Below are 15,087 nucleotides of genomic sequence, written 5' to 3'. Positions count from 1 at the left end.
TCACGCTTGGCCGAAGGTCTGGCGTTGGCTGCCGAGCCTGTCGACGGAGAGTTCGACGGTGTCGCCGGGGCGGAGGTAGGGCGTGCCGGGCAGACCGAGGGCCACGCCCGCGGGCGTACCCGTGTTGATCACGTCGCCGGGCTCCAGGACCATGTACTGGCTCAGGTACGCCACGATGTGGTCGACCGGGAAGATCATGTCCCGGGTGTGCCCGTTCTGCCGCTTGACGCCGTTGACGCTCAGGTGCAGCCCGAGGTCCTGCGGGTCGCCGACCTCGTCGGCGGTGACCAGCCAGGGCCCGAGGGGATTGAAGGTCTCGCAGGACTTGCCCAGGTCCCACTGCGGGGAGTACTCCAGCTGGAACTCACGCTCCGAGACGTCATGGCTGATCGCGTATCCGGCGATGACGGCGTGCGCGGCCTCGGGGCCGTCCAGGTAGCGAGCCCGGCGGCCGATGACGACCGCGAGCTCGACCTCCCAGTCCGTCTTCACCGAGCCCCGAGGGACGAGCACCTCGTCGTAGGGCCCGACCACGGTTCCCGGGTCCTTCATGAACACGACCGGCCGCTCCGGGATCGCGGCACCGGTCTCGGCGGCGTGGTCCCGGTAGTTGAGACCGACGCAGACGATCTTTCCGGGGCGGGCGACGGGCGGACCGATCCGCAGGCCGTCAGCGTCCACAACGGGGAGGGCTCCTGCCGCGACCGCGGCACGGGCACGGTCGATGCCGTCCGAGGCGAGGAACGCGCCGTCGACGTCGGAGGTCACGGAGGACAGGTCCAGCAGCCGGCCGTCGTCGGTGCGGACAGCGGGCCGCTCTTCGCCGGGGGCGCCGACTCGTAGCAGTTTCACTGGCGTTTCCCTTGCCATAGGCGGGTTCAGGGAGGGAGTGACGGTCGGTCGTACGGGCCATTGCCGCCGGTAGCGCCCCGACCGGACCGTGTGGAGAGCCTCAGCGGCCCGCTCCCTCAGTCATCGGATGAATGGCGGCATCGAGACTGTAGACGCAACAGCACCCGCTGGCAACGGATTCCTCGGATGTATTTGCACTGCCGTGAGCGCTCACCCGGACATGACGGGGAGTGGCACCTCGGTCGACGCTGATGCGGGGGCGACGACCGACGTTTCGTCCGATGACTCCTGGCGAGCCATGCGCGGGAGACTACGCTGATGGGAGCCCTGACCACGTACCGCCGACCCTGCCCGGAGTGGGTCACGGCAGCCCGGCAGCGCCGTTCCGGCGACATGGCAGCCCAGCGGACGCAGCGGCCGTTGCCGAATCGTGAGGCTCACCCGCTCCATGCGACCCGATCAGCTGATGAGGCATCGGCACAGGTCAAAGGCTGGCGCGCCAGTCAGTCTGACGCGTTCATGCAGGGCCGCTCAGCATGGTTTCGTCCTGCCGCGCAATTCAAGGGCCGCGGAGTCTTGTCAACTTCGGCAACCCCGTCGTAACGTCCTCGACGTCCGAGAGACATCGGAGGAATGGCCCGGGGCCCCTGGCGCCCTTCCGAACGGTCGGATACAGCCCCTGACCTGCGTCTCTCGGGCAGGCTCTCCCTCCTCTCCGTCCCCTCGGGCGCGGTCCCGCACTGCCCTGTGCCGGGCCACCCTCTGCCCGGCCCGCTGCCTCGCCCGTCCTCTCCGGCAGGCGAGTACGCCTCCCTCTCATCGCTGTCTCGCGGTCCTCCGCCCCCGTCAAAGGAGACAACACGGCCATGAAGCCCACTCGGACCCGCTCCACTGCCACAGCCGCCACCGCCGTGCTCGCGGTCCTCGCCCTCGCCACCGCGTGCAACCGGAGCGGCTCGGAGTCGGTCGGCTCGGGCGGTGACAAGCCGGCCATCGGTATCGACCTGCCGCGTTCCGACTCCGACTTCTGGAACTCCTACGCGCAGTACCTGAAGAAGGGCATCAAGGCGGACGGCATCAACGCCCTGCCGATCAGCAACTCGCAGAACGACGTCACCAAGCTCGTCGCCAACGTCCAGGCCTTCCAGAACACCGGAGCGAAGGCCGTCGTCATGGCGCCCCAGGACACCGGCGCCATCGCCTCCACCCTCGACACCCTCGCGTCCAAGAAGATCCCCGTGGTCAGTGTCGACACCAGGCCTGACAAGGGTGAGGTCTACATGGTGGTCCGCGCCGACAACCGGGCGTACGGCACCAAGGCCTGTGAGTTCCTCGGCAAGCAGCTCGGCGGCAAGGGCAAGGTGGCCGAGTTCCAGGGCTCCCTCGACTCCATCAACGGCCGCGACCGCTCGGAGGCCTTCGCCGAGTGCATGAAGACCAAGTTCCCCAAGATCAAGGTCTTCGAGCTTCCCACGGAGTGGAAGGGTGACGTCGCCTCCGCCAAGCTGCAGTCGCTGCTGGCCCAGCACCCGGACCTGAACGGTATCTACATGCAGGCCGGCGGCGCGTTCCTCCAGCCCACCCTGGCGCTGCTGGAGCAGAAGGGCCTGCTCAAGCCCGCCGGCGAGAAGGGCCACATCAGCATCGTCTCCAACGACGGCATCCCGCAGGAGTTCGACGCCATCCGCAAGGGCCAGATCGACGCCACGGTCTCCCAGCCCGCCGACCTCTACGCCAAGTACGCGCTGTACTACGCCCAGGCCGCGGCAGAGGGCAAGACGTTCAAGCCGGGTGCGACCGACCACGGCTCGACGATCGTCAAGATCCCGAACGGGCTGGAGGACCAGCTGCCCGCCCCGCTGGTGACCAAGGACAACGTGGACGACAAGTCCCTGTGGGGCAACAACGTCGGCTGATTAACCGGCAGCCACCGACCGCGTCAACGCCGGGGGGCCTCTTTCCCCTCCCCCGGCTGCGGCCTCCCGACCCGGATCCGGTCGGCTCCCAGCTCCCCGATCCCCGGCCCCCACCATCCGTACCCGAAGGACGGTATCCACCATGGCGGACACCGCCACCAGCCCGGCGAGCGGCCCCGGAACCCGGGCCCCGGTCGCCGAGGCGACCGGCATCAGCAAACGATTCGGCGCCACCGTCGCCCTGCGCGACGCCCGCATCAGCATCGCCGAGGGCGAAGCGCACGCCCTGGTGGGACGCAACGGCGCCGGCAAGTCGACGCTCGTGTCGATCCTCACCGGCCTCCAGCAGCCCGACACCGGTTCGCTGCGCTTCTCCGGTGCGCCGGCGCCGGCCTTCGGCGACATCGACGCCTGGCGCTCGAAGGTCGCCTGCGTCTATCAGCGGTCCACCATCATCGGTGATCTGACCGTCGCCGAGAACCTCTTCCTGAACCGGCAGAGTCCCGGCGCGGTGCGCCCCATCCGCTGGAAGCAGCTCAGACAGCGTGCGGAGGAACTCCTCGGCGAGTACGGGGTGGCCGTCGACCCCGCCGCGCGGGCCAGGGACCTGACCGTCGAGCAGCGGCAGTTCGTGGAGATCGCCCGCGCGCTGTCCTTCGGTGCCCGTTTCATCATCCTGGACGAGCCCACCGCGAAGCTCGACGCCCGCGGCATCGGCCGCCTCTTCGACAAGCTCCGGGACCTCCAGGAGCAGGGCGTCGCCTTCCTCTTCATCTCCCACCACCTGCAAGAGGTCTACGACCTCTGCACCACCGTCACGGTCTACCGCGACGCCCGCCACATCCTGACCGCACCCGTGGCCGAACTGGGGCACCACTCCCTCGTGGAGGCCATGACCGGCGACGCCGCCTCCGTGGCCGCAGGCCCCGCGAGCACGTCCCCGGCCGCACCGGCCGGCGGGACGGAGCTGCTGCGCATCGACGCCCTCACCCTGCCCGGCGCCTGCGAGGACCTCTCCCTGGAGGTGCGCTCCGGCGAGGTGGTCGGGCTCGCCGGAGCGACGGCCAGCGGCAATGTGCAGGTGGGCGAGACCGTCGCCGGTCTGCACCGCGCCAAGGCCGGCCGGATCACCGTCGGCGGCACAGTCGTGCGCACCGGCAGCGTGCCGTCCGCCCTGGCCGCCGGAGTGGGTTTCGTCCCCGAGGACCGCCATCTGCAGGGACTGGTCAACAACCGGAGCGTGGCGGAGAACGCGACGCTCACCGTCACCGACCAGCTCGGCCCGTTCGGCACCGTCCTGCCCGCCCGGACCAGGGCCTTCGCCCGGCGCATGATCCGTGACCTCGACATCAAGACCCCGGCGGCCAACACCCCGGTCTCCGCGCTCTCCGGCGGCAACCAGCAGAAGGTCGTCGTCGCCCGCGCCCTGGCCACCGACCCCCACGTCCTGGTGGCCATCCGCCCCACCAACGGCGTCGACGTCAAGTCCAAGGAGTTCCTGCTCGGCAGGATCCGGCGGGCCGCCGACGAGGGCAAGGCCGCCCTGATCGTCTCCGACGAACTGGACGACCTCAGAACCTGCGACCGCGTCGTGGTCATGTTCCACGGACGGGTGGTCGCCGAGTTCGACCGCGGCTGGAAGGACGAGCACGTCGTCGCCGCCATCGAGGGCGTCGCCGACACCACCACTGCATCCGCCGCGTCCGCGGCGTCCGGCACTCACCAGCACGGAAGGTAGACATGTCCGCCACCACAGATGTCACGGAGCCCGCACCGAGCACAACGGAGCAGGCCGCGGCGGACACCGCCCGGCACCGGCTCGACCTCGGCCGTTTCCGTGAACTGTCCCTGGTCCCGGCCATCCTGGTGCTGGGCCTGATCGGTTTCATCGTCTCGCCGGCCTTCCTCACCGCCGACAACCTCATCGGTGTGGCGCAGCAGTCCACCGAACTGAGTCTGCTCGTCCTGGCCACCGCGCTCATCCTCATCTGCGGGCGCATGGACCTGTCGCTGGAGTCGACCATCGGTGTGGCCCCGGTCATCGCCGTATGGCTCGTCCTGCCGACGAGCGGTGGACGGTTCAACGGGCTCGGGCTCTTCCCCGAGTGGACGGCGGTCCCGCTGTGCCTCCTGGTCGGCGTGGCGATCGGCCTCCTGAACGGCTTCCTCATCCTCAAGCTGCGGCTCAACGGGTTCATCGTCACCCTCGGCGGTCTGACCATGCTGCGCGGACTCCAAGTCGCCCTTTCCGAGGGCCAGTCGATCGTGGACCTGCCGTCCTCCTTCACCTACCTGGGCAAGGCGTCCTGGCTCGGCGTACCGGCGGCCATCTGGATCTGCGCGGTGCTGTTCGCGGCGGGGGGCAGCGCGCTGGCCTGGTTGCGGCACGGCCGGGCGCTGTACGCCATCGGCGGCAACGCGGAGGCGGCACGGACCGCCGGCATCCGCGTCGACCGGATCGTGTGGGCCGTCCTCATCCTCGGCAGCCTGCTCGCCGCGTTCGCCGGCATCCTCTACAGCGGCCACTACGGCTCCATCTCCGCCACCCAGGGCAGCGGCTGGATCTTCCAGGTCTTCGCCGCGACCGTCATCGGAGGGGTGAGCCTGAACGGCGGCAAGGGGTCCGTGTTCGGCGCCCTCACGGGTGTCCTGACCCTCCAGCTGGTCGTCAACGTCATGACGCTGGCGGGCGTACCGGCGCTGTGGAACCAGTTCCTGAACGGCGCCATCATCATCGTCGCCCTGATCATCTCCCGATTCGCCTCCGGCGAGAAGCAGGAGTAGCGGTCGCCCGCTCCGCCCCGGCCCGGTGCCGAGTGGCGGAGCGGCGCTCGTACGCCCCCGGCACAGGAAGGCACGCACGTGGCACTCACCGACGAGGCGATGGACAAGATCAAGGCGATGATCGTCGCGGGCGAACTCGCGCCCGGCTCCCGCCTGCCGAAGGAGGAGATGCTCGCCGCGCAGCTGGGCCTGTCCCGCAACTCGCTGCGCGAGGCCGTCCGTGCGCTCACCGCGATGCGCATCCTCACCGTGCGGCAGGGGGACGGCACCTATGTGTCCAGCCTGGAGCCCCATCTCCTCCTCGAATCGCTCTCCTTCGCCTCGGACGTCTCCCAGGGACGGACCGCCCTGCAACTGCTCCAGGTGCGCAGGCTCCTGGAGCCACAGGCGACCGGGCTGGCCGCCGCGCTGCTGACCTCCGAGGACCTGCGAGAACTCGGCGACATCCTGGAGCGGTCCAAGTCGGCCGCCACGGTCGAGGAGTTCATCGCCCACGACATCGCCTTCCACGTGAGGATCGTCGAAGCCGTCGGCAACCCGGTGCTGTCGATGCTGCTGCGCGTGCTGTCCACCCGCACCCAGCGGGTACGCATCGTCCGGGGCACCCAGGCCCGGCGCACCGTGGACAACGCGCACCGGGACCACCAGCAGATCCTCGGCGCCCTGCAGGCACGCGACGCGCTGCTGGCCGCCTCGGCCGCGACGGTGCACATCACCGCCGTCGAACAGTGGCTGGCGGCCAGCCTGAACGACGCACCGGAGGAACCTCTCGCCGGCTGACCGCGCCCGTCCCCCCGTGCTCCCGCCGCCGCCCGACGCCCCCTCCCATGCCGGTCGGGCGGCGGCGGGTCACTCATGCCGCGGCACGGCACCGCGGGAGCGCCCGAGCTGTATGCGGCCGGGCGACAGCCCCTGGGGACGACCCATATCGCCGACAACCGTGGGTGACGCGGGACTTCCACGGAGGATCACGAGGGGACGATCTGCCATTGCTGCCGTGCCAGCGACGCGTACGGCTGCTGCTCGATGTTGGCTCCGTCGGAGGTGCTGCCCTCGTCGACAGCGAGGCAGAGCCCGCTGTAGCGGTTGATGAGGACGTAGTAGCCGTCGCCGGTGGGCGTGACGGCCCAGTGCTGCTGGGGGGCGGTGGCGTCCGTCCAGATGTTGACGTTGCCGCCGTCGGCCCGGGAGAGCCCCCCGACTTCCATCAGCTTTCCGCTGGCCACGCCCTTGATCCTGTAGTAGCCGTCGCCGGTGTTGGCGAAGGTCCACTTCTGGTTCGGCTTGTTGAGCCAGGGCCACTGCAGGACGTTGGTGTTGTTCGCGGTGCCCCCGCTCTCCACGTCGGCGACCTTGCCGCTGTGCCGGGCGACGAGCCGGTAGACGGTGCCGTCGCCGGGCAGCGTGGTGGACACCAGCGCCGGCTTGGCGGTGCGGCCGCCGATGCGCAACCCGCTGACGTTGGCGTAACCGCCGGTGGCCGCATTGACCTTGATCCGTACGAAGCCCACGTTCCTGGCCGGCCACTCGGCCGGCTTCAGGGTACGGTCGCCGGCCCAGGTGCCGGTGGCGACCTGGGTGAAGTTCGTGCCGTCGGTGCTGGTGGAGATGGTGTACGAGGTGATGTCGCCGTCGGTTGAGTCGTTGCGGCTCCACTGCTTGGGCAGGTACTCCAGGGTGGAGACGTTGCTCCACACCCCGCCCAGGTCGATGGTGATCGACTGCGGTAGTGGCAGGCCCCAGGTCGACCAGCAGGTTTCGTAGCGGACATCGCTCAGTCCGTCGATGGCATTGAGCGGCCCCTCGCCGGTGTGGAAGGCGGTGGCGTACGCGTTGACCGGTGTGACGGGGTGTTCGGCGCGCAGGGGCTGGGTGGGCAGCGGCTGCCGCGAGGTGTCGGGGCTCCAGGCCGCGCCGACCTCCGCGAGCCGGTTGACGATGTTGGTGTCCAGCCGGCCGTTGCGGTTGGGCGGGCAGTTGAGGATGAACGAGGTGTACTTCGGTTCCAGCTCGGCCAGGTGCGAGAGGATGTCGTCCTTGCTCATCAGGCTCTCGTTCGGCGTGGAGGGGTGCCAGAACCAGCCGTTGCTGATGGTCTGCCCCTGCATTCCGGCGTAAGTGTTACCCGCGGGCGCCGTGACGCCGAGCGGCTCCTCGAAGAAGATCGCGTCGCTGAGGAAGGGCACGGACAGTCCGCCGATGTCGATCATGACGCAGTCCGGCTGCAGCTCCTTCACCAGCGAACGGATCCTCTGGTAGTTGACGGCCTGCTGACCCATCTGCCACGCGTAACCGTCGGTCATGAACATGTCGATGGCGCCGTAGTTGGTCAACAGTTCGCGGATCTGGCCGAGGATGAAGGTCATGTCGCCGGGCTGGATGGCGTCAGTGATCTCGAGCCCGGTCACCTTGTGCCGGCTCTCCCATGCCTCGACGCCGAAGGTGCGGTCCCAGATCGAGTAGTAGAACCCGACCTTGAGCCCCCTCGACCGGAACGCGTCGCAGTACGCCTTCACCACGTCCTGCTTGTAGGAGCTGTTCGCGACGTTCTGGGTGCCATGAGCACTCGGCCACAGCGCGAAGCCGTCATGGTGCTTGGTCGTCAGGATGCCGTAGCTCATCTTCGCGGCGACCGCCGCGTCGGCCCACTGCCCGCAGTTGACATTCGGGGGAGCGAAGAGGGTGGGGCTCTGGTTGGGTTCCGCCCACTCCTGGTCCGTGAAGGTGCCCAGGCTGAAGTGGTTGAACATGCCGAACCGCATGTCGACCATCCTGCTCAGGTTGGTCTGCATGTCGGCGGCGGACGCCTGCGGCACAAGGCCGGAGAAGCCGGGGACGATCGGCAGGGCGGTCGCGGCGGTCGCCGCACCCGCCGCGCCGATAAACGTACGGCGAGTCATTCCGTGTGAGGACATGGCCCTCCTCCGTGAGTTGACGATGTTGACTGCGGTGACGACATCCCAGGCGGCGTTCGACGCCGGTCCGGGTGTCAGGGGTGTGTCCTTGCGGGGCGTCAGACGGCCCGTATCGCTCTTGAAGAAGGCATGGCTGTGGCAGGGCGCGACACTCGACGTCGGGTCTCCTGGTCGCCGTCGTGCCACCGTGGATCCGCCCCCGGGCGGGCATCCGGGGACGGACGATCGTGGGGGCGGTCAGCTGATTCTGATCGCGGCCCATCTCTGTGGCGTCCCGGTACCCGGGGTCCACTGGAGGACCGGCCTCCCCTCGTCACTGGTGTTGGCGTTGTCCAGTGCCAGCCCGCTGTGCCGGTTGACGAGCCGGAACTCACCGTTGCCCAGCGCGGTGACGGCCCACTGCTGCCGGTGGCTGCCGTTGTCGGTGCGCTGCACGATCGTCGTTCCCGGGGTGGTGCTGTCGTTGTCGTCGAGCGCCTTGCCGCTGTGCCCGCTGACCAGCTTGTAGTAGCCGTGGTCCATGTTCGTGACCGTCCACTGCTGCTGAGGGCCGCTGTGCTGCGTCCACTGGATGACCTGGCTGCCCTCGGCGGTCGTGTTGGAGTTGTCGAGCCCCTTGCCGCTGCGGGCGCACACCAGCCGGTACACCCCGTTCGCCAGGACCGCCGGCATGCCGGCGACCTCGACGCAGACCACCGAGTCGTGCGCGTTGGGCGCGCCGGCCGGCACGCTGACGTTGATGGTGCCGCCGCTGACGGTGTAGGAGAGCGACGTCGAGGGGTTGTTCATCAGATAGACGCGGTTGATGGCGTTGTGGACGGCCGGGATCTGGAGCGTGCCGTCGGTGGGCCAGGTGAAGACGTGGGCGAAGAGCTTGCCGTTCTTCTTGGTGATCCTGCCCCAGGAAGGTTCGGCGGCGAAGGGGCTGCCGCTGGTGCCGTGGACACTGTCGGCGTGGACAGCCATCCAGGACGCCATGCCGTTGAGTCGGTCCACGGACTCCGGTGTAACGCTGCCGTCGCCCTTGGGACCGATGTTGAGCAGGTAGTTGCCGTCACGGGAGACGATCGTGACCATCTCCTGGACGAGGGTCGTGACCGAGCGGTAGTGCACCGCCTCATCGTTGTACCCCCAGGCCCAGTTCATGGTGGCGCAGGCTTCCCACGGCCGGTCCATCGGCGCGTCGGGAACACCGAACTCCGCGACCGCGTAGTCACCGAGACCGAGGTCCCGCCTGACACGTTCGTTGATGATGAGGCTGGACTTGCGGGCGATCAGCCAGTCGTACAGTGCCTGGCCGTCGGACTTGGACCACCAGTCGCACCAGTCGCCGTCGAACCACAGGATGGCCGGGTCGTAGCGGGTCAGCAGTTCCTGCAGATGACCCTTCATGTCGTTGATGTAATCGGCGCGGGCCGTCGCGGAGGCCATGGACGTGGAGTAGTTGCTCGGGGTGCAGGTCTGCGAGGGGTGGTTCCAGTCCATGATCGAGTAGTAGAGCCCGAACTTGATGCCCCGGTTCAGGCACTCGGTCCTCAACTGGGCCAGCAGGTCGGGCTGGAAGTTGTTGTAGTCGTGCAGGTTGTACTGCTTGGTTCCGGTGACGTCCTTGAAGCCGGCGACGTCGGAGTCCCACATGGCGTAGCCCTCGTGATGCTTGGCGGTGATCACGAGGTACTTCATGCCGGCGTTCTTGGCCAGTTCGGCGATCTGGGCGGCGTTGAAGCTGGTCGGGTTGAACGGCTTGGTCACATGGTTCTGCCAGTCGGCCTTGGTCCACCCCTTGTCGCTGAAGGCCCATTCACCGTCACCGAGGTAGGAGTAGGACCCGAAGTGGATGAACATCCCGAACCGGGCCTGGTACCACCAGTCCAGTTTCGAGGGGACCGAGTACGCCGAGGCGGTGGTGGGCCACAGGGCCTGCGGAAGCCCGAAGGCGACGGCTCCTCCCGCGAGGGTGGCGGCCTTGAGGAGCGAGCGTCTGCTGAGCGGCGAGGTGGACATGGGGCGGCTCCGGGGTTGTCGAAGGGCACCGGCGGGGCGAACGCGCCAGATACCCATGTGACTTCGGGCGACAGCGGCGCGGCCACTGCCGGGGGCGAGAGCTGAAGAGGCAGGACGAACTCGGCTGCCAGGCCCGGGGAGCGGCAGAGAGTCGTCGTACCGCCGACTCCCTCGACTGACATCGGATGTATTAAGGGCCATGACGCCGTAGCGTGTCCAGCGTTACGAACAAATTGCCAAGTGAAGATGGCATCATCGGACGAGAGCCGCTCCAAGTCCCATGCGAAGCATCCGATGTAAGGGGTGCGAGCGACCTGCTGTGACGTGATGTCGACCGACGGGCTGCGTGACCGTCCCGGCGGGCGGATCAGACGTGCGGATCTGCAAGGAGCCCGCTGCCAAGCACGCGCAACGAGCGCGGTCGGTCCTCGGCAGACCCGATGTAGCGGGCGTCGAGCTGGTCATTGTCCGTGGGTTACGGATGACCGGCTGGTGCCGACCGCACCGTCCGAGGGCGCTGCGTCCGAGCCGGGTCGACGCGTGGACCCCGAGAAAACGTCGGCAACCTTTTCGCTTCCCGCGGTTACTGAGTAGTGCACCACCGGCTCGATCTTCCCGAAACGGACAGAAATGAACACTCCAAGGCAGGCCGCGCGGCAGCGCAGAAACAGACGCAGGCTCATCCTAGGCGCCACGGTGGCGCTGACCGCCGTGAGCGTTCTCGCCTACCTGCTCATGTGGTCCTCACCCGACCGCACCGCGGATGCAAAACCTGCCGCGGCTACCCCCCACAAGAAGGCCGCCACCGCCACAGCCACCCAGACCAGCACCCCGAGCGCGACGGCGAGCCCGACCGGTTCCCCCAGCCCTAAGGCTTCCGCGACCACGACGACAGCAGCGCCGTCGCCCAAAGACACCTCTCAGCCCCGGCGAGAGGCGTCCACAACGATTCCGTCAGCAGGACGGATCAAGCCCGGCGCGACCTACCAGGGCGTCGCCACCGCCTACAAGGCCGGTGTCGGAGACGGCGCCTGTCTGTTCGGCCCGAGCGACGACATGATGATCGCGGCGATGAACACCACCGACTACGAGACGTCCAGGGCGTGCGGCGCGTACGTGCTCGTCCGGGCGGCCAACGGCAAGTCCGTCACGGTACGGATCACCAACGAATGCCCCCTGCCCTGCGCCCCCGGGCAGATCGACCTCAGTGAACAGGCTTTCGCCAAACTCGCCGACCTGAAGCTCGGCCGACTCCCCATCACCTGGAGCCTGGTCAGCCCGAGCACGGTCGGCACGATCTCCATCAGGTACAAGACCGGGTCCAGCCAGTATTGGTGCGCCATCCAGGCGATCAACCACAGGAATCCGGTCACCGGGCTGGAGGTCCGCACCGCGGGCGGCTGGCGGCAACTGCCCCGCACCGCCTACAACTACTTCATCTCCGCCGACGGCAGCGGGTGCGGCGGTGCGATCAGACTCACCGACATCTACGGCGAACGGGTGACCATCACCGGACTCACGGTGCGGCCGAACGTCGTCCAACCTACTCAGGTCCAGTTCGCCCAGCACTGAGCCCACCGCCCGCCCGGAGCCACCGTCGGTTTCCCTCGACGTCCTGATGGCATGGACGGCCGGCCGCCGCACCGGCAGCCGGCCGCTGCGGACCCGTGACGACGCACGCGCCGCACGGCGTAAGGGGCGGCTGCACAGCGTCGCTGTGCAGCCGCCCGCTTGGCCGGGATGCGCCCCGGCTCAGGACACCGGCTCCGGTTCCGAGGCGGGCTCGGGTTCCGAGGCGGGCTCGCTGGGCTTCGATACGGCCTTCTGCAGGCGTGTGCCCTCGACGTCGAGGTCGGGCAGGACGCGGTCGAGCCAGGCGGGCAGCCACCAGGCGTGTCGTCCGGCGAGGGCGAGGACGGCAGGGACCAGGGTCATGCGGACGGCGAAGGCGTCGATGGCCACGCCGACGGCCAGCGCGAAGGCGATGGGCTTGATCAGGGCGTCGTCGAGGGGGAAGAACCCGGCGAAGACGGTGAACATGATCAGGGCGGCCGCGGTGACGACCCGTACGCTGTGCCGCGCGCCGTCGATCACCGATCCGCGGGCGACGCCGGTGTGGACCCACTCCTCCCGCATCCCGGAGACGAGGAACACCTCGTAGTCCATGGCGAGTCCGAACAGCACGCCGACCAGGATGATCGGCAGGAAGCTGACGACCGGACCGGTGTGGTCCAGGCCGAAGGCGTCCGCCAGCCAGCCCCACTGGAACAGAGCGACGACCGTGCCGAGCGCGGCGCCGACCGACAGCAGGAATCCGACGGCGGCCTTGAGCGGGATCAGCAGCGAGCGGAACACCATGGTCAGCAGGATCAGGCTCAGCCCGACGACGATCGCCATGAACGGCAGCAGGGAGTCGCTGAGCCGGTTGGAGACGTCGATGTTGACGGCGGTGGTACCGGTGACCGCGACCTTCGCTCCGGTCGTCTCGCGGATGTCCGGGGCCGCGGCCCGTATGTCGCGGACTAGGCGGTCGGTGCGGGCGCTGTCGGGACCGGTCTCGGGGATGACCTGGATGACGGTCTGCGCGGGATCACGTGTGGGCACGGGGGGCAGCACCGCTTTGACACCCTTGAGGTCCCGCAGCTTCTGCGCGGCCTGAGTGCCCGCCTGCGCACCGGGCCCGGTGTGGGTTTCGGTCAGCACCAGGAGCGGGCCGTTGAAGCCGGGGCCGAACTTGTCGCCGACCACGTCGTACGCCTTGCGCTCGGTGGAACTCACCGGGGCCGAGCCGTTGTCCGGCAGGGCGAGACGCAGGTCCGCCGCCGGGAGGGCGAGCGTCACCAGGATGCCCGCGACGGCCAGAACGGTCAGCAGGGGCTTGGCGACGACCGACTTCACCCAGCGGGTGCCCAAAGCGGCCCTTCCCGCGGATTCGCCGGAGTCGACGGCCCGCCGGGCCGCCTTGCTGCCGGGCTTGGGGGTCAGCCGGGCGCCGAGGAATCCGGCGAGAGCCGGAAGCAGCGTGATCGCGGCCAGGACGGCGATGAGGACGGCGCCGGCGGCGCCCAGGCCCATCGTGGTCAGGAACGGGATGCCGATGACACTGAGTGCGGCGAGGGCGATGATCACGGTGCTGCCGGCGAAGACGACCGCGCTGCCGGCCGTGCCGTTGGCCAGCGCGATGGATTCCTGTGGGTCGGCTCCGCGGGCGAGTTGCTGGCGGTGGCGGGAGAGGATGAACAGGACGTAGTCGATGCCCACCGCCAGACCGAGCATCAGCGCGAGCGTGACGGCCGTGGAGGAGACGCTGACCGCCGGGGCCAGGGCCAGCAGCCCGGTCAGTCCCACCGCCACGCCGAGCAGGGCGGGCAGCAGCGACATGCCCGCGGCGAGCAGTGAGCCGAACGTGACGACGAGGACGAGCAGGGCGACCGCGACACCGATGATCTCGGACGGGCCGATGTGAACGCCCTTGCTGCCGTAGACGCTGCCGCCCACGAAGGTCTTAAGGTTCTTCTTCTCGGCCGCCTTGGCCACCTGTTCTATCGCGTCCAGGGACGAGGCCCGCACCTCGGGCTGCTGCACCGAGTACTGCACCTGCACGATCGCGGTGGTCCGGTCGGCCGAGACGGCGCCGGAGGTGGTCGGGCCTATGACGGCGCTGACCTGGGGCACCTTCGCGGCCGCCGCCTCGGCTCCGGTGATGGCCGCCGTATAGGCGGCCTCGGTGACACGGTGGCCCTCGGGGGCGGTGAAGACGATCTGGGCGGCGGCTCCTGACGCCTCGGGCAACGTCCTGCCGAGCGTGTCCAGGGCCCGCTGCGATTCGGTCCCCGGCACGGTGAAGCGGTCGTCCAGCTTGCCGCCGAAGACACCGACGCAGGTGATGAGCGCGGCCAGGACCACGAGCCAGATGCCGAGCACCAGCTTGCGGTGGCGGTAGGCACTTCGGCCCAGCCGGTGGAGCAGGACAGCCATGACGAACTCCCAAAGTCGGTGAAGGGAAGGGATTCCTGGACGCCTCGACATGGGCGCCGGACGAGCAGTGGGCGGCTCGGCTCCGGCAGCCGAGCGATTGGGGGAACGGAGGGTGCAGCGCCGCACGCCGACCCGCACCGCCGCTCCGTGCAATCGACTTTATCACTCGCTCAAGTCGACTGCACAAGTCACTTGCCTCACATGATCACTCGCCCGCGAGCCCAGCGCGAATGTCGTCGTGATCGGTGCGGGGCCGGCCGGTCTGACGGCGGCGCGGGTGGTCGTCGCGGCGGGCAGGTCCCTGGCCGTCCTGGAAGCCCGCGATCGGGGGAGCGCATCAAGGAGGCGGGATGCGCGCCGGCACCCACACCCTCGTGGCCGAACTCGACGACCTGATCCGTTCGGACAGCTCAACCAGCTCAACCACCGGCCGCCGAGGCCTTCTCGAGCGACCTGTTTCGTATCAGCGACCTGTTTCGTATTGCCGAGTCGCGCGGCCACACCCGGGGACGCGAGCGTCGAGGACACGATCGCCCCGCTCCCCGAGGCACTGCGGCCCAGCGCGGCGGGAAGAGCCCCGCGACGCACCGGCTGCTCACCGAGCTGACGATGTCCCCACGCCCGCCAACGGGCAGGGC

General features: G+C 69.0%; 10 protein-coding genes. 6 read left to right on the top strand and 4 right to left on the bottom strand.

Features of this window, described 5'->3' with window-relative positions; translation table 11 throughout:
• Nucleotides 1–852 (bottom strand): fumarylacetoacetate hydrolase family protein, encoded by an 852-nt coding sequence (locus NW895_RS28190; protein ID WP_289939017.1) that lies wholly within the window; start codon nt 850–852, stop codon nt 1–3.
• An 866-nt stretch (nt 853–1,718) separates the two neighbouring features.
• On the opposite strand from NW895_RS28190, the gene NW895_RS28185 reads away from it, so the two are divergent.
• The 4 genes from NW895_RS28185 to NW895_RS28170 all read left to right on the top strand — a co-directional run bounded on the left by NW895_RS28185 (nt 1,719) and on the right by NW895_RS28170 (nt 6,332).
• The gene (locus NW895_RS28185; protein WP_289939014.1) at nt 1,719–2,768 is read left to right on the top strand and encodes a sugar ABC transporter substrate-binding protein; all 1,050 of its coding nucleotides are present in this window, start codon (nt 1,719–1,721) and stop codon (nt 2,766–2,768) included.
• Between the two features lie 142 nt (nt 2,769–2,910).
• Complete coding sequence (locus tag NW895_RS28180; RefSeq protein ID WP_289939013.1) at nt 2,911–4,506, top strand: sugar ABC transporter ATP-binding protein; 1,596 nt, start codon at nt 2,911–2,913, stop codon at nt 4,504–4,506.
• A gap of 2 nt (nt 4,507–4,508) precedes the next feature.
• Nucleotides 4,509–5,552: an ABC transporter permease gene (locus NW895_RS28175; protein WP_289939012.1), complete on the top strand. Its 1,044-nt coding sequence runs from the start codon at nt 4,509–4,511 to the stop codon at nt 5,550–5,552.
• 78 nt (nt 5,553–5,630) lie between these two features.
• Nucleotides 5,631–6,332, top strand: a complete 702-nt coding sequence (locus NW895_RS28170; protein WP_289939011.1) for a FadR/GntR family transcriptional regulator — start codon at nt 5,631–5,633, stop codon at nt 6,330–6,332.
• 188 nt (nt 6,333–6,520) lie between these two features.
• Here the strand turns inward: NW895_RS28170 and NW895_RS28165 are convergent, their stop codons facing one another.
• Nucleotides 6,521–8,467: an RICIN domain-containing protein gene (locus tag NW895_RS28165; protein WP_289939009.1), complete on the bottom strand. Its 1,947-nt coding sequence runs from the start codon at nt 8,465–8,467 to the stop codon at nt 6,521–6,523.
• A 237-nt stretch (nt 8,468–8,704) separates the two neighbouring features.
• The gene (locus tag NW895_RS28160) at nt 8,705–10,471 is read right to left on the bottom strand and encodes an alpha-L-fucosidase (protein WP_289939007.1); all 1,767 of its coding nucleotides are present in this window, start codon (nt 10,469–10,471) and stop codon (nt 8,705–8,707) included.
• Nucleotides 10,472–11,101: 630 nt separating this feature from the next.
• Here NW895_RS28160 and NW895_RS28155 point away from each other — a divergent pair.
• A complete protein-coding gene (locus NW895_RS28155; RefSeq protein WP_289939006.1) occupies nt 11,102–12,043 on the top strand; it encodes an expansin EXLX1 family cellulose-binding protein in 942 nt (313 codons plus the stop codon).
• Nucleotides 12,044–12,223: 180 nt separating this feature from the next.
• Here the strand turns inward: NW895_RS28155 and NW895_RS28150 are convergent, their stop codons facing one another.
• Complete coding sequence (locus tag NW895_RS28150; protein WP_289939005.1) at nt 12,224–14,449, bottom strand: MMPL family transporter; 2,226 nt, start codon at nt 14,447–14,449, stop codon at nt 12,224–12,226.
• 238 nt (nt 14,450–14,687) lie between these two features.
• On the opposite strand from NW895_RS28150, the gene NW895_RS28145 reads away from it, so the two are divergent.
• Nucleotides 14,688–15,056 carry an NAD(P)-binding protein gene (locus NW895_RS28145; RefSeq protein ID WP_289939004.1) on the top strand — a complete coding sequence of 123 codons (369 nt, stop codon included), beginning with the start codon at nt 14,688–14,690 and terminating at the stop codon, nt 15,054–15,056.
• Nucleotides 15,057–15,087: the final 31 nt, after the last annotated feature.

Source organism: Streptomyces sp. S.PNR 29, from assembly GCF_030386795.1.
In the GTDB taxonomy this organism is placed as follows: Bacteria; Actinomycetota; Actinomycetes; order Streptomycetales; family Streptomycetaceae; genus Streptomyces.
Note: the sequence above shows the minus strand (reverse complement) of the source record. Positions and strands in the feature narration are given on the sequence as shown.